The organism is Ruegeria meonggei (genome assembly GCF_900172215.1).
Lineage (GTDB): Bacteria > Pseudomonadota > Alphaproteobacteria > Rhodobacterales > Rhodobacteraceae > Ruegeria > Ruegeria meonggei.
In genome coordinates this window covers 350,145-368,578 of sequence record NZ_FWFP01000002.1, presented here as the reverse complement: position 1 = coordinate 368,578, position 18,434 = coordinate 350,145, and the positions used below count along the sequence as shown (strand labels likewise).

At 58.4% G+C, this 18,434-nt stretch carries 17 protein-coding genes; 13 read left to right on the top strand and 4 right to left on the bottom strand.

The window, feature by feature from the left end; all coding sequences use genetic code 11:
* The first annotated feature begins 231 nt into the window (after positions 1–231).
* The 3 genes from dnaE (at position 232) to RUM8411_RS04510 (ending at position 4,402) form a co-directional block, all read left to right on the top strand.
* Positions 232–3,732 (top strand): DNA polymerase III subunit alpha, encoded by a 3,501-nt coding sequence (dnaE, locus tag RUM8411_RS04520; protein WP_085821442.1) that lies wholly within the window; start codon positions 232–234, stop codon positions 3,730–3,732.
* A gap of 84 nt (positions 3,733–3,816) precedes the next feature.
* Complete coding sequence (locus tag RUM8411_RS04515) at positions 3,817–4,029, top strand: YMGG-like glycine zipper-containing protein (RefSeq protein ID WP_085821441.1); 213 nt, start codon at positions 3,817–3,819, stop codon at positions 4,027–4,029.
* Positions 4,030–4,057: 28 nt separating this feature from the next.
* Positions 4,058–4,402 (top strand): hypothetical protein, encoded by a 345-nt coding sequence (locus RUM8411_RS04510; protein ID WP_085821440.1) that lies wholly within the window; start codon positions 4,058–4,060, stop codon positions 4,400–4,402.
* Between the two features lie 4 nt (positions 4,403–4,406).
* On the opposite strand, the gene RUM8411_RS04505 is transcribed toward RUM8411_RS04510, so the two are convergent.
* A complete protein-coding gene (locus RUM8411_RS04505) occupies positions 4,407–4,601 on the bottom strand; it encodes a SlyX family protein (protein WP_085821439.1) in 195 nt (64 codons plus the stop codon).
* 160 nt (positions 4,602–4,761) lie between these two features.
* Here RUM8411_RS04505 and hisS point away from each other — a divergent pair, with 160 nt between their 5' ends.
* Genes hisS through hisG form a run of 3 tightly spaced genes read left to right on the top strand, consistent with a single transcriptional unit; the run spans position 4,762 to position 8,027 of the window.
* A complete protein-coding gene (gene hisS, locus RUM8411_RS04500; RefSeq protein ID WP_085821438.1) occupies positions 4,762–6,249 on the top strand; it encodes a histidine--tRNA ligase in 1,488 nt (495 codons plus the stop codon).
* A gap of 3 nt (positions 6,250–6,252) precedes the next feature.
* Entirely contained in the window at positions 6,253–7,341 is a 1,089-nt protein-coding gene (locus RUM8411_RS04495; RefSeq protein WP_085821437.1) for an ATP phosphoribosyltransferase regulatory subunit, read from the top strand.
* Complete coding sequence (gene hisG / locus RUM8411_RS04490) at positions 7,338–8,027, top strand: ATP phosphoribosyltransferase (RefSeq protein WP_085821436.1); 690 nt, start codon at positions 7,338–7,340, stop codon at positions 8,025–8,027. Before RUM8411_RS04495 ends, hisG begins: the two co-directional genes overlap by 4 nt.
* Here hisG and RUM8411_RS04485 read toward each other — a convergent pair whose 3' ends face one another.
* A complete protein-coding gene (locus RUM8411_RS04485) occupies positions 8,028–8,459 on the bottom strand; it encodes a DUF1489 family protein (RefSeq protein ID WP_085821435.1) in 432 nt (143 codons plus the stop codon).
* Between the two features lie 129 nt (positions 8,460–8,588).
* Here RUM8411_RS04485 and RUM8411_RS04480 point away from each other — a divergent pair, with 129 nt between their 5' ends.
* The 3 genes from RUM8411_RS04480 (at position 8,589) to rpsD (ending at position 12,385) form a co-directional block, all read left to right on the top strand.
* The gene (locus RUM8411_RS04480; RefSeq protein ID WP_085821434.1) at positions 8,589–10,871 is read left to right on the top strand and encodes an adenosylcobalamin-dependent ribonucleoside-diphosphate reductase; all 2,283 of its coding nucleotides are present in this window, start codon (positions 8,589–8,591) and stop codon (positions 10,869–10,871) included.
* A gap of 174 nt (positions 10,872–11,045) precedes the next feature.
* Positions 11,046–11,558: a hypothetical protein gene (locus tag RUM8411_RS04475; RefSeq protein ID WP_085821433.1), complete on the top strand. Its 513-nt coding sequence runs from the start codon at positions 11,046–11,048 to the stop codon at positions 11,556–11,558.
* Between the two features lie 206 nt (positions 11,559–11,764).
* Positions 11,765–12,385 (top strand): 30S ribosomal protein S4, encoded by a 621-nt coding sequence (gene rpsD, locus RUM8411_RS04470; protein ID WP_085821432.1) that lies wholly within the window; start codon positions 11,765–11,767, stop codon positions 12,383–12,385.
* 121 nt (positions 12,386–12,506) lie between these two features.
* Here the strand turns inward: rpsD and RUM8411_RS04465 are convergent, their stop codons facing one another.
* The gene (locus tag RUM8411_RS04465; protein WP_085821431.1) at positions 12,507–12,968 is read right to left on the bottom strand and encodes an Lrp/AsnC family transcriptional regulator; all 462 of its coding nucleotides are present in this window, start codon (positions 12,966–12,968) and stop codon (positions 12,507–12,509) included.
* A gap of 102 nt (positions 12,969–13,070) precedes the next feature.
* Between RUM8411_RS04465 and RUM8411_RS04460 the strand changes: the two genes are divergently transcribed.
* The 4 genes from RUM8411_RS04460 to RUM8411_RS04445 all read left to right on the top strand — a co-directional run bounded on the left by RUM8411_RS04460 (position 13,071) and on the right by RUM8411_RS04445 (position 17,381).
* Positions 13,071–14,486 (top strand): aminotransferase class V-fold PLP-dependent enzyme, encoded by a 1,416-nt coding sequence (locus RUM8411_RS04460; protein ID WP_085821430.1) that lies wholly within the window; start codon positions 13,071–13,073, stop codon positions 14,484–14,486.
* Positions 14,487–14,551: 65 nt separating this feature from the next.
* Positions 14,552–15,637, top strand: coding sequence for a histidinol-phosphate transaminase (hisC, locus tag RUM8411_RS04455; protein WP_085821429.1), 1,086 nt, complete (start codon positions 14,552–14,554; stop codon positions 15,635–15,637).
* Positions 15,634–16,554 (top strand): prephenate/arogenate dehydrogenase family protein, encoded by a 921-nt coding sequence (locus RUM8411_RS04450; RefSeq protein ID WP_085821428.1) that lies wholly within the window; start codon positions 15,634–15,636, stop codon positions 16,552–16,554. Before hisC ends, RUM8411_RS04450 begins: the two co-directional genes overlap by 4 nt.
* The gene (locus tag RUM8411_RS04445; protein ID WP_085821427.1) at positions 16,551–17,381 is read left to right on the top strand and encodes an extensin-like domain-containing protein; all 831 of its coding nucleotides are present in this window, start codon (positions 16,551–16,553) and stop codon (positions 17,379–17,381) included. The genes RUM8411_RS04450 and RUM8411_RS04445 overlap by 4 nt, the downstream gene beginning before the upstream one ends.
* Here the strand turns inward: RUM8411_RS04445 and RUM8411_RS04440 are convergent.
* Positions 17,378–18,379, bottom strand: a complete 1,002-nt coding sequence (locus RUM8411_RS04440) for a DUF2125 domain-containing protein (RefSeq protein ID WP_085821426.1) — start codon at positions 18,377–18,379, stop codon at positions 17,378–17,380. The two genes, RUM8411_RS04445 and RUM8411_RS04440, sit on opposite strands and share 4 nt — an antisense overlap.
* Positions 18,380–18,434: the final 55 nt, after the last annotated feature.

Sequence of the window (18,434 nt, the reverse complement as noted above, 5' to 3'; positions counted from 1 at the left end):
ATCTGGCAAGAAAAACTGCCTTTATAATGCACCATTGCGCCCAAACAGCGTGAAGACGTAACATGTGTTTAATGTTCAGTCTTTTGAAATCAAAGCGTTTTCTGTCTAGGCTGCAACTTCGCCCCCGAAGCACCTTCTGAAAAAGCCGAATAATCAGCGTTGATTTTTTAGGCATCCCGAAGCTGCTGTTCGCGCTTTTGCCGCCGCGCTGACTGCGATAGCCTAAGCGGTATGAGCAGTAATTCACGATTCATTCACCTTCGCGTTCACACTGAATACTCCCTGCTGGAAGGCGCCGTGCGGCTGAAAAAGCTGCCTGCCCTGTGTGAGAAGATGGAGATGCCCGCCGTCGCCGTCACTGACACCAACAGCATGTTTTCAGCTCTGGAGTTTTCGGTCACTGCCAGCGACGCCGGGGTTCAGCCGATCATGGGCTGTCAGGTCGATCTGACCTATCTGCAAGCGCAGCCCGGCGAAAAGCCCAAAGCCCCCGCGCCGCTGGTGCTGCTGGCGCAGTCTGAGGTCGGTTATGAGAACCTGATGAAGCTCAGCTCTTGCCTGTATGTGGACAAGGGCGGGCAGTTGCCACAGGTCACGCTGGACGAACTGGCCGAACGCGCAGACGGTTTGATCTGTCTGTCCGGCGGGCCGGAGGGCCCGGTAGGGATGCTGCTGCAACAAGGACAGCGCCCGGCGGCTGAGGCACTGGTGGATCGTCTGGCAACGATGTTCCCGGATCGGCTGTATATTGAGTTGCAACGCCACCCCGGCGAAGACGGCCAGCCAGTGTCTGAACGTTTGACCGAGCGTGGCCATGTCGAGATGGCTTATGCCAAGAATCTGCCTCTTGTCGCCACCAACGATGTCTATTTTCCAACCACAGACATGTACGAGGCGCATGACGCGCTGATCTGTATCGCCGAAGGCGCCTATGTCGACCAACAAGACAGCCGCCGCCGCCTGACCGCGCAGCATTATTTCAAGTCACAGCAAGAGATGGTTACGCTTTTCGCTGACCTGCCCGAAGCGATCGAGAACACGGTTGAAATCGCCAAACGCTGCGCTTTTATGGCCTACCGCCGCGACCCGATCCTGCCGAAATTTGCTGATGATGAGGTGGCAGAGCTGCGCCGTATTGCCAAGGAGGGCCTGCAGAAACGTCTGGCTGTAATCCCGCATGCGGTGACCCTGGAGGAATATCAGGAACGGCTGGATTTCGAACTGGACATCATCGAAGGCATGGGATTTCCCGGCTATTTCCTGATCGTTGCCGACTTTATCAAATGGTCCAAGGATCAGGACATCCCGGTTGGGCCGGGGCGGGGGTCTGGCGCGGGCTCTCTTGTGGCCTATGCGCTGACGATCACTGACCTTGACCCGCTGCGATACAGCCTGCTGTTCGAACGTTTTCTGAACCCTGAGCGGGTTTCGATGCCCGACTTTGATATCGACTTCTGCATGGACCGCCGCGAAGAGGTGATCCGTTACGTGCAGCAAAAATACGGCCGCGACAAAGTGGGGCAGATCATTACCTTTGGCGCGTTGTTGTCCAAGGCAGCTGTGCGCGATATCGGGCGCGTTTTGCAGATGCCTTATGGGCAGGTGGACCGCCTGTCCAAGATGATCCCGGTCGAAGGTGTCAAACCGGTTTCTATCGAAAAGGCGCTGGCGGAAGAGCCCCGTCTGCGCGAAGAGGCCCGCAACGAAGAAGTGGTGGACCGGCTGCTCAACTATGGTCAGCAGGTCGAAGGGTTGCTGCGAAACGCTTCGACCCACGCGGCAGGGGTGGTGATTGGTGACCGCCCTCTGGATGCGCTGGTGCCGCTGTATCAGGATCCGCGATCAGACATGCCTGCGACCCAGTTCAATATGAAATGGGTAGAACAGGCCGGGTTGGTAAAATTCGACTTTCTGGGTCTGAAAACCCTGACAGTGATCCAGAACGCCATGGATCTGATCTTTAAATCTGACCGACCGTTGCATATCGCTGCTGACGGCACCGAGCTTTATGAGCCCGCAGACGGGGCCGTGAACCAGATCAACGCCATCCCTCTGGATGATGAGGCGACGTATAAGCTGTATTCGGCGGCCAAAACGGTGGCTGTGTTCCAGGTGGAAAGCTCGGGCATGATGGATGCGCTCAAACGCATGAAGCCCACATGTATCGAAGATATCGTGGCTCTTGTGGCGCTGTACCGCCCTGGTCCGATGGAGAACATCCCGACCTATTGCGAGGTCAAGAACGGGCTGCGCAAAATCGAATCCGTGCACCCCCTGATCGATCATATCCTTGAGGAAACCCAAGGCATCATCGTCTATCAGGAACAGGTGATGCAGATTGCACAGGTGATGGCGGGGTACAGCCTTGGCGGGGCCGACCTGCTGCGCCGCGCGATGGGCAAAAAGATCAAAGAGGCGATGGATGCCGAGCGGCCCAAGTTCGAAAAAGGTGCAGGCGAGAATGGCGTCGATGCCAAAAAGGCCTCTGAGGTTTTCGACCTGCTGGAGAAGTTCGCCAACTATGGCTTCAACAAATCCCACGCCGCCGCCTATGCGGTTGTCAGCTATCAGACCGGCTGGCTAAAGGCGAACCACCCGGTTGAGTTCATGGCGGGTGTCATGAACTGCGATATTCACCTGACCGATAAACTGGCGATCTATTTCGAAGAGGTCCGCAAAGGGCTGGAACTGCCTTATGTGCCGCCCTGTGTGAACCGGTCGCTGGCGACGTTTGATGTGGCCGACGGGCATTTGGTCTACGCGCTGGGCGCACTCAAGAATGTGGGTGTCGAGGCGATGGGCCTTGTGGTCGAGGGGCGCGGCGAAAAACCCTTCGTCAACCTGTTCGACTTTGCCCGCCGGGTTGATCTGAAGAAGGTGGGCAAGCGTCCGCTGGAAATGCTGGCACGTGCCGGGGCATTTGATCAGCTCGACAAGAACCGCCGCCGTGTATTTGAAAGCCTTGATCCGCTGGTTCAGTATTCGGCAGCGATCCACGACCAGAAGAACTCAAGCCAAGTGTCGTTGTTTGGCGAGGCCGGGGATGATCTGCCTGAACCCCGCCTGTCTCCCTCGCCGGATTGGTTGCCGGCTGAACGCCTGAGCGAAGAATTCAAGGCCATTGGCTTTTACCTTTCTGGCCACCCGCTGGACGACTATATGCCTGCGCTGAGACGAAAGGATGTTATGACGTTGGACGACGTCATGGCGCGTGCGCGCTCGGGCCCGTTCATGGCAAAGATGGCGGGCGTTGTCGCCGGGCGGCAGGAACGCAAATCGGCCAAGGGCAACCGGTTTGCCTTTGCACAACTCTCGGATCCAACGGGTGCCTATGAGGTCACGCTGTTCTCGGACACGCTAGAGAAATCGCGCGAGTTCCTTGAAACTGGCGCGCAGGTGGTTCTGACCGCCGAAGCAACGATGGAATCCGATCAGTTGAAACTGCTGGGCCGCTCGGTCGGACCGGTGGATTCGGTCGTGGCCGAAGCAGGGGCGACTGGCTTGCGCATTTTTGTGGACGAACCGCAGGTCCTGCCAACTGTCGCAAAGGTTCTGGCGGACGCGGCAGGTGCCGCAAAGGGCGCAGCGAAGGGCCCCATTCATATGTTCCTGATTGATCCCGGCCTGCCCGGCGATGTCGAGATGGAGTTGGGGCAGGATTTCCCCATCAATCCCCAAATCAAGGGCGCGATCAAATCGTTGGATGGCGTGATGTCGGTGGAAGAGATCTGAGCACGCCGATTGTTGCCACGGGGTTTTACCCCCGCTAGGCTGACCCTGCATACCCTTTCGGTTGTGATACAGGAGGACACCGAAATGAGAATTTCATCTATTGGTTTGAGAACGGTGACATTGGCATCCATAGCGGCGCTTGCGATGGCAACCGCCGGGTTGGCGGATGACAAAAAGAAGAAAAAGACAATTGAAGGCGCTTTGATCGGGGCGGGCGTTGGCGCAATAATAGGCGACGGCAAAGGGGCTGCGGCTGGGGCAGTTGCTGGTGCCATCATCGGACATAACTGGAAGTAATTGTTATGAGTATGAAAAATTCAAAGCTATGTCCTTCGCCTTTTTCCTGGCGACACCATGTCTGGTACATGCTGATGAGGCCGCAGAGCAAATGGTTCAGGACGCTCTGCCGGTAATGTACCACACCTGTGCGTCGGTTATCGAAGAGGCGGACGGGGACGAGACATATGTTCTGGCCGTTGTTGAAAAGATGACGGCCCTGTCGATTTACAACCGTCAGATAGATATCGGCGACCACGCAACCTCGGATGAGGACAAAGCCGCGCTGCGCGAGACTTTTCTGACCGCGTTGTCCGAAGGCTGCTCTGACGATAAAGATGCCCTGCTGGGCGGCGTGGTCGACAATGCCGTGAAAACGACGCTGGGGTTGTGACCGGTCAGTAATGCGGCGGGCGTTCATCCCCTAAAACAACCCCGCCTGAGCCCTCCTGCGAGCGTTCCCCTTCGCGGCGCATCAGCATCTCGACATGACGAGTCAGGCGGTCGATCTCGTCCTGTTGGCGGGTGACGATCGCGTTCAGCTCTTCGACTGTGCGGGTCAGATGGGCGATCTGTTCTTCCAGATGCTGCATGGCGGGTTCCTGTGGGGGCTTGCGTTCCTGCGCGGGTCATAGCGGCCAAGGCGCGTCATGACCAGAGAAAGCGCGCGCCAAACCCGAGGCTTGGCTTGCCCCGACACAGACCATGGGATAGACCGCGCGCGGAACATGGACACTCCCAAGGACGCCCCACATGGCCAAGCCAAAGAAACAGCCCCGCCCCAAGGCCGTAACGCCGAAAGGGTTCCGCGACTATTTCGGCCAGGAAGTCACCCAACGCACCGAGATGCTGCGGGCGATTGCGGATGTCTATCATTGTTATGGGTTCGACGCACTTGAAAGCAGCGCGGTTGAAACCGTCGAGGCACTGGGCAAGTTCTTGCCCGACGTGGATCGCCCGAACGAGGGCGTGTTCGCGTGGCAAGAGGTCGACGACAACGACAAAGGTGACTGGTTGGCCCTGCGCTATGACCTGACTGCGCCTCTTGCCCGGGTCTATGCGCAGCACCGCAACGATCTGCCGACGCCCTACCGCCGCTATGCGATGGGGCCGGTCTGGCGCAACGAAAAACCTGGACCGGGGCGGTTTCGTCAATTCTATCAGTGTGACGCGGACACAGTGGGCACCGCCTCGATGGCTGCGGATGCCGAGATCTGCGCGATGTTGTCGGATACGCTGGAAACTGTCGGTATTCCGCGCGGCGACTATCTGGTTCGCGTCAATAACCGCAAGGTTCTGAACGGCGTGCTCGAGGCGATGGGGCTGGGTGAAGACGCCGCTGCTCGTGACAATGTCCTGCGCACCATCGACAAGTTTGACAAGGTGGGTGAAGCCGGAGTGCGCGAGCTCCTAACCAAAGGGCGGCTGGATGCGTCGGGCGCTTTTATCGACGGTGTCGGCCTCAGCGACGATCAGGCAGAGCCTGTGATTGCTTTTCTGACGTCCAAGGCGGCGGACGCCGCCGGAACATTGGCCAATCTGCGGGCCGCTGTCGGCGACAGCAAGATTGGTGCGGATGGCATAGCCGAGCTGGAGCAGATCGGCGCGCTGCTGGATGCGGGCGGATACAGTGCAGACCGGATCGAGATCGATCCTTCGGTTGTGCGCGGCCTCGGCTATTACACCGGCCCCGTCTATGAGGCCGAACTGACATTCGAAATCTTCGACGAGAAAGGTCGCAAACGCCAGTTTGGCTCCGTCGCAGGCGGCGGTCGCTATGACGATCTGGTCAAGCGGTTCACCGGGCAGGAAGTGCCAGCAACCGGAATCTCGATCGGCGTGGACCGCCTGCTCGCCGCCCTGCGCGAAAAGGGTCGGATCACTGCACAGTCCAAGGGTCCAGTGGTCGTGACCGTCATGGACCGGGACCGCATGGCGGACTATCAAACCATGGTTGCGGAACTGCGCAATGCAGGCATCCGCGCCGAGGTGTACCTAGGCAATCCCAAGAACTTCGGCAATCAACTGAAATATGCGGACAAGCGGAACTCGCCCATCGCGGTGATCGAAGGTGGTGACGAAAAGGCCAACGGGATCGTGCAGATCAAAGACCTGATATTAGGCGCTAAAATCGCTGAAAGCGCCACGCTGGAGGAATGGAAAGAACGTCCCAGCCAGTTCGAAGTGCCACGTGGTAACCTAGTCGCCAAGGTGCGCGAAATTCTGGACAGTCAGGACTGAGCGATGGCCAACCGTTCCCAGATACAGGCGCGTGCTGCGATGATGCGGGTCCGATTTGAGGCCGCAGGGGCGCAGGTCGTGGATCCTCCGCTGTTGCAACCGGCAGATACGCTGCTGGACCTTTATGGCGAAGATATCCGCGCCCGTGCTTATGTAACCTCGGACGCACTGCGCGGTGAGCAGATGCTGCGCCCGGATTTCACAATGCCCGTTGTTCAGATGCATATGAGTGATGGGGCCGAACCCGCGCGGTATACTTATTCCGGCGAGGTTTTTCGCCGTCAGGAACACGACCCGGATCGACCGAACGAATATATTCAGGTCGGGTATGAGGTGTTTGATCGCAATGATCCTGCCGGCGCCGATGCCGAGGTGTTCTCGCTGTTTGCCCTGCAACTGCGTGGCCTGCCTCTGCGGGCGGCAACTGGGGATATCGGCATTTTGACGGCTGCGGTTGCAGGTCTGCGCACAACTGACCGTCGCAAGGCCGCGCTGATGCGGCACCTGTGGCGGCCCCGTCGGTTCCGCGTATTGCTGGATCGTTTTGCCGGGCGTAAACCGGGGCCGGAGGGGCGCGTCTCACTGCTGGATGCGGACAACGTATTGGACATTGACGTGCCGATGATCGGCAAACGCCGCCTGTCCGAGATCGAGGCGCGGATCGAAGCATTGCGCGCGGATCGCGATACGTCACCGATTTCTGACACTGAACTGGCCGGGCTGGAAACATTGCTGAATGTGCGCGAAACCATGCCCTTTGCACTGGAACAGTTGCGCGATGTGGCTGTGGATCTGCCACAGATCACCCCGGCACTTGACCGGCTTGAGGCGCGGGTCGCTTCGCTTCAGGCGCGCGGCGTGAATGTGGATCGGTTGGACTTCGAAGCAGCCTATGGGCGGACGTCGATGGAGTATTACGATGGCTTCGTCTTTGGGTTTTATGCCGAAGGCCGCCCTGATTTGCCACCGATCGCAACCGGCGGGCGCTATGACGCTTTGACCCGGCAATTGGGCAATGGTGCAGAAATTCCCGCCGTGGGCGGTGTTCTGCGCCCGGACCTGATGCTTGAGATCGAGGAGGACGCGCAATGAGCCTGAAACTTGGCGTGCCCTCGAAGGGTCGGTTGATGGAGAAAACCTTCTCGTGGTTCGAAAAGCGCGGCATAACGCTGTCGCGCAGCGGGTCGGATCGTGAATATGCAGGCAAGGTCGAGGGCATTGACGGCGTGTCACTGATTCTGCTGTCTGCTGGGGAAATCCCACGCGAACTGGCGGCGGGGCGCATTCATCTGGGTGTCACCGGCATTGATCTGGTGCACGAGAAACTGCCGCGCTGGGAACAGCAGGTACAAGAGGTGTCGCAGCTTGGGTTTGGCAGGGCCGACCTGATCATCGCTACGCCGGCTTGCTGGGTGGATGTGGATACTCTGGACGATCTGGACGCCGTCGCTGCCGCCTTTCGCAAGACCCACGGGCACCGGCTGCGGATCGCCACGAAGTATCACCGGCTGGTGCGCGAGTTCCTGACCGATGCGGGCGTGGCGGACTACACTCTGGTCGATAGCCAGGGCGCGACCGAAGGCACAGTGATGAACGAAACCGCCGAGGCGATTGCCGATATCACCTCAACCGGGGAAACCTTGCGCGCGAACCATCTGAAGATTCTGACGGACGGGCTTATCCTGCAATCTCAGGCGACGCTGTGGCGCAGTCGTGTGGCCAATTACGATGCGGCGGACAAAGCTGTTCTGTCGCAGCTGTTGGGTCGTTTGGACTGATTACAGCAGGCCGATATCCGCCAGCGCGCGGTTCAGATCCTCGGGCAGGGCGTCGTCCTGTTCGCGGGTTTTTGGCAGGTCGGCGGGGCTGTCCTCGGGCTTTAGATAGCGCCAGCCCTGAAAGGGGCGTTTTAGCGCGTTTTGCGTGCGATGCACTTCGGGGTCCATTACGATAGCACATCGGCGGATACCGTCTTCGCCGCGTACTTCGTCCAGCCGTAGGATGCGCTGGCGGCACTGGATGACGCCTTTGATCACCCAATAGATTGATCCGCCATTCAAAATCTCGGCCTCTCGCTTGGGCCACATACGGGTGACGTGGCGCGGGCAGCCGTCCTCGTACAGAGGTTTGCGGCTGTCCTGCCATGCGATCAGGGTATCGACGCTTTCCGATCCGACCGACAATTTTACCAGATTTACGTACTTATCCACAGCTTTCCCACAGAGTCGTCCCAAGGCTCACCCTTATATTGTAGCTTGGTCTCTGACGCTATCAAGGTGTTGTGGTCGGGGTGTGATTTGGAGTACTGTGACAACCTCTTTCAGAACAGGGAATCACCAATGAGCCGCTTTGCCGCCCCCATCGCCGAGCAGATCTGGGACATGAAATACCGCTTTAAAAAAGCGGATGGCACGCCCATTGACCAGACAGTCGAAGATAGTTGGCGCCGTATCGCCAATGATTTGGCGCGGGTGGAAAAGGACCCGGCCCTTTGGCAAGAGAAATTCTATGAAGCCCTGGCAGACTTTAAATACCTGCCCGCGGGGCGCATCACCGCAGGGGCAGGCACCGCACGTCAGGTGACTCTGTTCAACTGCTTTGTCATGGGCACCGTACCCGACAGCATGGGCGGTATTTTCGACATGCTGAAAGAGGCCGCGCTGACCATGCAACAGGGTGGGGGGATCGGTTATGATTTCTCGACCATTCGTCCGCGGGGCGCGGATGTGCATGGGGTGGCTGCTGATGCCTCGGGGCCGCTGTCGTTCATGGACGTGTGGGATGCGATGTGCCGGACGATCATGTCTGCCGGGTCTCGCCGTGGGGCGATGATGGCGACCATGCGGTGCGATCACCCGGACATCGAACAGTTCATCACTGCCAAATCCGACCCGGCGCGTCTGCGCATGTTCAACATGTCTGTGCTGGTAACCGATCCGTTCATGGAGGCGGTCAAGGCCGATGGCCCGTGGGAACTGGTGTTCGGGGACAAGGTCTATCACACTGTTCAGGCCCGTGATCTGTGGAACAAGATCATGCAGGCCACCTATGATTATGCCGAGCCGGGCGTGATCTTCATCGACCGCATCAATGCGGCCAACAACCTGAGTTATGTCGAGACCATTGCCGCGACCAACCCGTGTGGTGAGCAGCCGCTGCCGCCTTATGGCGCATGCCTGTTGGGATCGATCAATCTGGCGCGATTGGTGGCAGAACCTTTCGAGGACGCGGCACACTTGGATGAGGATGCCCTGCAGAATCTGGTCGCGACGGCTGTTCGCATGATGGACAATGTGGTGGATACCTCGAAGTTTCCACTGGCCGAGCAGGAAGCTGAGGCGCAAGACAAACGCCGTATCGGTTTGGGCGTTACCGGGCTGGCGGATGCTCTGCTGATGTTGGGGCTGCGCTATGGCTCGGACGAGGCGGCGCGTCAGACCGAGCGCTGGTTGCATGCGATCGCCCGCGCCGCGTATCTGGCGTCGGTAGACTTGGCAAAGGAAAAAGGGGCGTTCCCCTTGTTCGACGCCGAAAAGTACCTCGCCAGTGGCACAATGTTGCAGATGGATGAGGATGTGCGTGATGCGATCCGCGAACACGGCATTCGCAACGCGCTTTTGACTTCGATTGCGCCCACGGGGACGATTTCCCTATATGCTGGCAACGTGTCCTCGGGGATCGAACCGGTGTTTGCCTATGCCTACACGCGAAAGGTGCTGCAAAAGGATGGCTCGCGCACTGAAGAAGAGGTTGTGGACTATGCCGTGCAGATGTGGCGCGACAAGTTTGGTGATGTTGAGCTGCCGGACTATTTTGTGAACGCGCAGACCTTGCCTCCGTCTGACCATGTCAAGATGCAGGCGGCGGCGCAGAAATGGATCGACAGCTCAATCTCGAAAACCATCAATTGTCCTGAGGATATCAGCTTTGATGCGTTTAAGGACGTCTACATGCAGGCCTGGGATCAGGGTTGCAAAGGCTGCACCACCTATCGTCCAAACGATGTGACCGGATCTGTTTTGACCGTCTCGGAAAGTGCAGACACCGCACCCGGTGAAAACGCAGCAGCCCCGCATGAGGTTGATGGCGGCGAGGTCGTTTATATGTCCGAGCCGCTGGACCGGCCACAATCTCTGGAAGGGTCGACCTACAAGTTGAAATGGCCCGACAGCGAGCATGCGATCTACCTGACCATAAACGACATCGTCATTGGTGGGCGGCGTCGGCCGTTTGAGGTGTTCATCAACTCGAAGAACATGGAGCACTACGCCTGGACGCTGGCCCTGACCCGGATGATTTCGGCCGTGTTCCGGCGGGGCGGTGATGTGTCCTTTGTGGTTGAAGAGTTGAAGGCTGTGTTCGACCCGCGCGGCGGGGCTTGGGTTCAGGGCAAGTACATCCCTTCAATTCTGGCCGCTATCGGGGGTGTGATTGAGCAACACCTGATCAATATAGGCTTCCTTGAAGGTGAGGGCACGGGTTTGAAGTCCGATCCGCAAGCGCAGGTGGTGAACATGGATGCACCACGGGGCAAGGCCTGCCCGTCCTGCGGCCAGTTCGACATGGTGATGATCGAAGGGTGCATGACCTGCCGCAGCTGCGGGCACTCGAAATGCGGTTGACGGGCAAGATTCTTTCCCGCTAAAGTTGAAAGAATGATGCCGAAGTCTCATATTGAAATGACGCTTCGGCAACATTTTTGTGAACGCTGCATTAACGTCTCTTTTCTGCCAAAATTACCCCTGATAGTACGCTTTTAGTGAGTAGTGATTTGTTGAAAGGTACAGGCAGGTATTATGAGAGCCGGGGAACACGGTCGTATAGCCATTTTATGGGCTCAGACAGAAATCGACGGGCTTGAGGCAGCGCCTCAATCCTTTTTGAATGTAGGGGCCGCTTGGTCATGGCGCGGGCAGGCTTGGTTTCTGGATGAAACAGCCGAGCAAAGTCAGGTGCAAACTGGCGGAGCGCAGATAAATACAACGACCTTGGACTATTCCAATAGGGCGTCGGCATTTCCAGATAACGCAAGCGGTCAAATTGTCCTGACGAACGGAGCGCAGCAGTTTGCAGCCGCGCTATTCGTGGTCGAGGGCGACTCATCTCTGATCCTGGTGTTCGAGAAAGACTGCCCGGCGCGGGATCAGGAGTATTGGATCAGCGAAGTCACTGAATTTGAAAGTCAAAGCGGTGAAGTGGCGAATGCTGATGACACAGTTGTCGCGTTTCCGTCTGTGTCGCGTGTCACCCAACGCCCGGACGTCCAACATTTGCGCTCTGTGGTGAGTGCCGGGCGCGTGGCCGACTGACTGGACCACTGGCCAGAGGTCTATTTCAATAAAACTATGTACAGTCGCGCGCAGTGTGTTGACTCTGCCTGTTCTGCGGATATAAGCGCGGCTTCATTGGTGTTGGTGGCCCCTGCAAGGGGATGCCTGTCATGGGGGAGACCTCAAGAGGACAACGCCCTTCATAGTGGCCTTTACGGGCCTCGACCTAAAGAAGGAGATCAGCCGTGACCAAACGCACGTCTGCCAAGCACAAAATCGATCGCCGCATGGGCGAGAACATCTGGGGTCGTCCGAAGTCCCCGGTTAACCGCCGCGAATATGGCCCCGGCCAGCACGGTCAGCGCCGCAAGGGCAAACTGTCTGATTTCGGCATCCAGCTGCGCGCCAAGCAAAAGCTGAAAGGCTATTACGGCGACCTGACCGAAAAGCAATTCCGCCGCATCTATTCCGAAGCTGAGCGTGTTTCCGGTGATACCGGTGAAAACCTGGTTGGTCTGCTGGAGCGTCGTCTGGACGCAGTCGTTTACCGCGCCAAGTTTGTTGCAACAGTGTTTGCAGCGCGTCAGTTCGTGAACCACGGCCACGTCAAAGTGAACGGCAAGCGGGTCAACATCCCCAGCTACCGTGTCAAAGAAGGTGACGTGATCGAAGTGCGTGACAAGTCTAAGCAACTGGCTGTTGTTCTGGAAGCAGCTGCGCTGGCCGAACGTGATGTGCCTGACTATATCGACGTCGACCACTCGAAAATGACAGCGACATTCGTTCGCGCACCGGGCCTGGGCGATGTGCCGTACCCAGTCATGATGGAGCCGAACCTGGTTGTTGAATTCTACGCGAAGAACTAATCTTCGCCGAACTCCTGAATTTCGAAAAGGCCGCGCTGTTTGCGTGGCCTTTTTTGTTAGTGGCCTTGCCCTCGGCGTGCAGCACCGCCCCCTGAGTATATGGGGCCAGATGAAGAGCGGATCAGATCGGTAAGGGGCGCCCTTCTGCAATCGCCTCCATCGCGAAATAAGAGGTCACGCTGTCCAGTTCGACCTTTTCAATCAGACGCTGATAGACTTTGTCGTAGGATGCCATGTCCTGTGTGACCACCTTGAGCTGATAGTCATAATCCCCTCCGATTCGGTGAAAATCCACCACTTCGGGAATGGTCAGCACATGGCTGCGAAAGGCCTGCAACCACTCGGCCGAATGGTGGCGTGTGCGCATCATTACAAAAACCACAAGGCTGAGCCCCAGCTTTTCCCGTGCGATCTGTGCGGTTGAACCGATAATGACCCCATCTTCGTTCAGCGCTTTCAGGCGCCGCCAGCACGCATTTTGTGACAGCCCGACCCGGTCTGCCAGTTCACGCTGTGATAGCGTGGCGTCAGTTTGCAATTCCCGCAGGATGCGATTGTCAATTTGATCTATTTTTCTGCTCATACTAATTCATATGACACAAAAAACTCGAAATCTATCAAAAGATAGGTGAAGTTTCTGCGCTCTACCTCAATCATATTGGAGAGGCAATACGGAGCCCTTCACATGACCTTGTCCAAATTTCGCTCAGACATCCAATCCACCACTCACAATTCCGCTCTGCGCGACGGACAGATCGGAGAGAACATTCTGATCCCGGGTCTGCATGGGGACGTGCCGCTGGTCTACGCGGATTACGTCGCTTCGGGGCGTGCGCTGCGGCAGGTTGAGGATTTTGTCACCGACCAGGTGCTGCCCTTCTATGCCAACAGCCACACCGAGGCCTCCTATTGCGGCTCGTACATGACCCGTCTGCGTCGCGAAGCGCGCGCAGAGATTGCCCGCATCGTTGGCGCGAGGGGAGAAGACGCGGTGATCTTCACCGGGTCTGGTGCCACAGCGGGCCTGAACCGGCTGGTCAGCCTGCTTGGTGTGGAAGCTGCTGACCGGCCGGTCGTTTTGATCGGGCCTTATGAACATCACTCGAACATACTGCCGTGGCGGGAAAGCAAAGCGCAGGTGATAGAGATACCTGAGGCCGCGCAAGGAGGCGTTGATCTTGTTGCGTTGGAACAGGCGCTGTTGGCCCAAGCGGGGTCTGATCTGATCATCGGGTCCTTTTCGGCGGCTTCAAATGTGACCGGGATCATCACAGATCCGGACCCGATAACCCGGTTGCTCAAGGCGCATGATGCGGTGTCGGTTTGGGATTACGCAGGTGGCGGGCCATATTTACCCATGGATATGGGGCCGGATGATGCGCGCAAAGACGCCATCGTCGTCTCTCCCCACAAATTTCCCGGTGGGCCCGGCGCTTCGGGTGTGCTGATCGTGAACCAGGGTGCGGCGCGCCGCACATGCCCCAGCTGGCCCGGTGGTGGCACTGTCAGTTTTGTGTCGCCGTGGCGGCATGATTACAGCGAAGACCTTGCGACGCGGGAAGAGGCCGGAACGCCCAATGTGATCGGCGACATCCGCGCCGCACTTGCCTTTATCGTAAAAGATGTCGTGGGAACCGATGAGATCGCCAGGCGCGAGGCGCAGTATAACCGCATGGCGCTGGACGGGTGGGCGGACAACCCGAACCTGACCCTGCTAGGGGCTGAAAACGCCCATCGTCTGCCGATCTATTCCTTCCTCGTGCGGGATAATTCCGGCCAGCCGGTGCATCAACAGCTGTTTACCCGGATGCTCAGCGATATCTATGGCATTCAAGCGCGCGGCGGATGTGCCTGTGCCGGGCCTTACGCGCATCGCCTGCTGGATATCGATCGGGCAACCTCTGAGGAGTTGCACGCGGCGCTGTCTGCGGGTGAAGAAATGAAGAAACCCGGTTGGGTACGTTTGAACTTTTCGTATCTGATGAGCGAGGAAACGGTTCAATTCATCATCGACAGTGTCAACGACCTGTCCCGCAGAACCGAGGAATTCGCGCCGTTCTACAACGCGGACCCCGCGACGGCCCGCTTCAAAGCGGCGTGACGGAATTGCCGCTTTTCTCAACGCGTTGAGAGAGGTATGAGGGGCTCAATCAATCGGAGCCTCTTATGACCAAGATCACCCCTCAACCCGGCATTATGGACATCGCACTGTATCAGGGCGGTCAGTCACATGTGGCCGGGGTGAAGCATGTGATCAAGCTGAGCTCAAACGAAAATCCGTTTGGTCCCAGCCCCAAGGCGATTGAGGCGGTGCGCGACAGCGCGGCCACGCTGAATCGCTATCCCAGCACCGATCACGCCAGCCTGCGCGACGCAATTGGGACGCGCCATGGGTTGAATCCGGCCCGGATCATCTGTGGTGTCGGCAGCGACGAGGTGTTGCAGTTCGTGGCCCAAGCCTATGCCGGTCCCGGCGATGAGGTGATCTATACCGAACACGGGTTCTCTATGTACCCGATCATCGCCCGTATGGTCGGTGCGACACCGCTTATGGTGGCCGAAAAGAACCGCCATGTGGACGTGGACAATATCCTTGCTGCGGTTACCGACCAGACACGGATTGTGTTCGTGACCAATCCGGGCAACCCGACCTCGACCATGATCCCCGAGGCAGAGTTGGTACGGCTGGCCGAAGCGTTGCCGCAGACCTGCCTGATGGTGGTCGACGGGGCCTATGCCGAATTTGTTGCCGATTTCGATGGTGGTGCGGCGCTGGTCGATCGGTTCGAGAACGTGGTCATGACGCGGACCTTTTCCAAGATCTACGGCCTTGGCGGGATGCGCGTTGGCTGGGGCTATGCCGCGCAAAGTATCATTGATGTGCTGAACCGTGTGCGCCAGCCCTTTAACCTGTCGCTGACCGCTCTGGCCGCTGCCGAGGCAGCGATCCGGGACGAGGATTATCTGACTTTCTGCCATTCTGAAAACGCGCGTTTGCGTGTGTGGCTGTCGGAGGAACTGGCCAAAGTCGGCGTGCCCTCGGATGCGTCCTGCACCAATTTCATTCTGGTGCGCTTTGAAGATCAGGCCGAGGCAGAGGCCTGTGACGACTACCTGAAAACCAAAGGTTTGATTGTGCGCCGCGTTGCGGGCTACAACCTGCTAAACGCCCTGCGGATCACCGTGGGCGATGAAGAGGCCTGCCGCCGGGTGGTTGCGGCCATCACCGCGTTCAAAGGGGGCGTCGCATGAGCCAGGTATATGACCGCGTGGCGCTGATTGGGCTGGGCTTAATCGCGTCGTCGATGTTCTGGGCGATCAAGCGTGCAGGTCTTGCGGGTGAGGTAACCGGCTATGCCCGGTCCGAGGCGACCCGGGATACCGCCCGCCGCATTGGGCTGTGCGACCGGGTGTGCGACACCGCGCAAGAGGCAGTTGAAGGCGCGGATCTGGTTGTTCTGTGTGTGCCGGTTGGCGCAATGGAGGCGGTCGCGCAAGACATCGCGCCTTTTCTGAAACCGGGCACAACGGTCAGTGATGTTGGCTCGGTCAAGCGGCACGTCATTCAGACAGTGTCGCCGCATATTCCAGACGGCGTGCATTTCATCCCGGCGCACCCGTTGGCCGGGACCGAGCATTCGGGCCCGGAATCCGGCTTTGCCGAGCTGTTCGACAATCGCTGGTGCCTGTTGGTGCCGGTCGAGGGCTCTGACCAGGGTGCCATTACCCAACTTCGTACCCTGTGGGAAGGGTTGGGATCGAATGTTGATGAGATGGACGCAGATCACCACGATCTGGTTCTGGCTGTCACGTCCCATGCACCGCACCTGATTGCCTACACGATGGTCGGCGTGGCCGATGACCTGCGCCGCGTGACCGACAGTGAAGTAATCAAGTATTCTGCTGCCGGTTTCCGGGATTTCACGCGTATCGCGGCCTCGGATCCGACGATGTGGCGCGATGTGTTCCTGTCCAACAAGGATGCAACCCTGGAAATTCTGGGACGCTTCACCGAAGAGCTTTTTGCCCTGCAGCGCGCGATCCGCACCGGGGATGGAGAGCATCTGTTCGATTACTTCACCCGCACCCGCGCGATCCGCCGGGGGATCATTGACGCGGGTCAGGATACCGATGCGCCCGACTTTGGGCGCGGCAAGGGTGCCTCATGAGGCGCGGCTGGGGGTTACTTGTGATTGGGTTTGTGGCGGTTAGCGCCAGCTTGTCCAACGCGGCACCTCCGAAACAATCTCTGGTACCCCTAACGCGACCGATTGCAACGGCAGCACTGGCGTTCAGCAGCCCGGCCCCATCGGTGAACTTACGGCCAGAGTTGCGCCCGGTTTCGCCTCAGGTACTGGCCGTAGCCGCGCGACCGTCCGAGTTGCCCCTGCTTGGGCCGGACACGTCCTTGATGCCATACCTGCGGCCCAAGGCATTGGAACAAGAGGCACTGTTCAAAAAGCGCAAGCGCCGAAAAGGTTCAGTGTGCGGTGACATCGACATTCAGGGTAAAGCGGTGGGCAAAGTCCGCGGCAAAATCAAAGCCTGCGGCATTAAAGATGCCGTTCAGATCACCTCGATCTCGGGGGTTACTTTAAGCCGGCCATCAACGATGGATTGCGGCACGGCGGTCGCCCTGAATACTTGGGTCGACAAAGTTGTCAAACCCACGTTCAAACGGCGCGGCCCCGTAGTCGAACTGCAGATTGCTGCGCATTATGCTTGCCGCACCCGCAATAACCGAAAAGGCGCGCGGATATCAGAGCATGGAAAAGGGCGCGCTATCGATATCTCGGGTTTCAAGATGGCTGATGGTGAGGTGGTTACGGTTCTGAACGGATGGCGAAAGAACCCGTCACAAGGTCAGCTGATCAAGGTTTGGCGGGGGGCGTGCGGCCCGTTTGGTACTGTGCTGGGGCCGAATTCGGACCGCTATCATCGGGATCACTTCCATCTTGATACCGCACGATATCGCAGTGGTCCGTACTGCCGTTAACGCAGGATCAGGCGGGGCGCGGGTCCCAGGGGCAGCGGCCCAAGGGCAACAAAACCGTCCCGAAAGTTCAATTGTAAATCCAAAGCGTTCGGGTTGCCCCCCAGTCCGGCCATGAAGTTCAGCGCCCGCGTCACCGGATCGACCGCCTGGTCAGGCAAGGCACCGGCCGCGTTGGCCATGGCGATCATGTCGCGCCAGTTTTCGGCCTTGATCGCGATCTCACCAGTTGGAATGCCTTGTGTGTCAACGTCCAGTTTCCCGGCCGCGAACAGTCGCAGCGCGCCCCATTTCATCTCGGCCAGCCGCAGATCGATCTTCACAGGCTGCGGTCTGCTCTGTTCTAGGGCTGAGCGGTCCCAGGGTTTGTCGAACGTGGCGGTCATGTCCAGTTCCAGCGTCTCGAACGCCTGGGGCAGGGTCGTGGCCGAGCGCATAAGGTGGCGCAGATCGTCGCCGGGTGTGAACCCGTCCATGCGGGCGCCTATCACATAAGCCTCAGGCGTTGCGGTCTGCTCCATCACCAAGGCCAGCGTGTTACCGCCTGCCAAGGCGTCGGTGCCATCGGTGATCGACCACGGCCCGGCAGTCAGCGCCATTTTCTCCAGCACGAGTGCTACGCCGGGTTGCAATTGCAGCTCGGCCTGCAATTCGCTGGCCCGAATGGTGGCTGTTTGATCGAAATACGACAAGCGCTGATCGGTGTCGGCAAACCGCAGAACCTGTCGGCCGGGCCAGATTGCGGGGCTCTGGAACTCAATCCAGTCGGCGCTCCAGGCGGTGCCATTGACCGGATCGGCCAGCGCCGGACTGTTCAGTCGGGTCATGTGATGCAACGGATAACCGGCTGTTTCCACGTCGGAAAACTCTGCCTGCCATCCTTGTTCCTGCTGCTTGTCGAACCATGTCGTGATTGCATTGCGCAGTCCAATTCCGGCAACGAACCAATAGGCGCTCCAGATTACAGTTATGAAAATGATGAATCGTACCAGACCGCGCATGACAGATGGCCCTTTTTCCTGTCTTGGAATTGATGTTTATAGGCGCAAACGGGCA

Coding starts and splice junctions, on each gene's coding strand:
- RUM8411_RS04450 (WP_085821428.1), top strand. CDS start 15,634: ATGAGCCAGGTATATGACCGCGTGGCGCTGATTGGGCTGGGCTTAATC.
- RUM8411_RS04510 (WP_085821440.1), top strand. CDS start 4,058: ATGTCCTTCGCCTTTTTCCTGGCGACACCATGTCTGGTACATGCTGAT.
- dnaE (WP_085821442.1), top strand. CDS start 232: ATGAGCAGTAATTCACGATTCATTCACCTTCGCGTTCACACTGAATAC.
- RUM8411_RS04440 (WP_085821426.1), bottom strand. CDS start 18,379: ATGCGCGGTCTGGTACGATTCATCATTTTCATAACTGTAATCTGGAGC.
- RUM8411_RS04480 (WP_085821434.1), top strand. CDS start 8,589: ATGAGCCGCTTTGCCGCCCCCATCGCCGAGCAGATCTGGGACATGAAA.
- RUM8411_RS04475 (WP_085821433.1), top strand. CDS start 11,046: ATGAGAGCCGGGGAACACGGTCGTATAGCCATTTTATGGGCTCAGACA.
- hisS (WP_085821438.1), top strand. CDS start 4,762: ATGGCCAAGCCAAAGAAACAGCCCCGCCCCAAGGCCGTAACGCCGAAA.
- hisG (WP_085821436.1), top strand. CDS start 7,338: ATGAGCCTGAAACTTGGCGTGCCCTCGAAGGGTCGGTTGATGGAGAAA.
- RUM8411_RS04445 (WP_085821427.1), top strand. CDS start 16,551: ATGAGGCGCGGCTGGGGGTTACTTGTGATTGGGTTTGTGGCGGTTAGC.
- RUM8411_RS04465 (WP_085821431.1), bottom strand. CDS start 12,968: ATGAGCAGAAAAATAGATCAAATTGACAATCGCATCCTGCGGGAATTG.
- RUM8411_RS04460 (WP_085821430.1), top strand. CDS start 13,071: ATGACCTTGTCCAAATTTCGCTCAGACATCCAATCCACCACTCACAAT.
- RUM8411_RS04515 (WP_085821441.1), top strand. CDS start 3,817: ATGAGAATTTCATCTATTGGTTTGAGAACGGTGACATTGGCATCCATA.
- hisC (WP_085821429.1), top strand. CDS start 14,552: ATGACCAAGATCACCCCTCAACCCGGCATTATGGACATCGCACTGTAT.
- RUM8411_RS04505 (WP_085821439.1), bottom strand. CDS start 4,601: ATGCAGCATCTGGAAGAACAGATCGCCCATCTGACCCGCACAGTCGAA.
- RUM8411_RS04495 (WP_085821437.1), top strand. CDS start 6,253: ATGGCCAACCGTTCCCAGATACAGGCGCGTGCTGCGATGATGCGGGTC.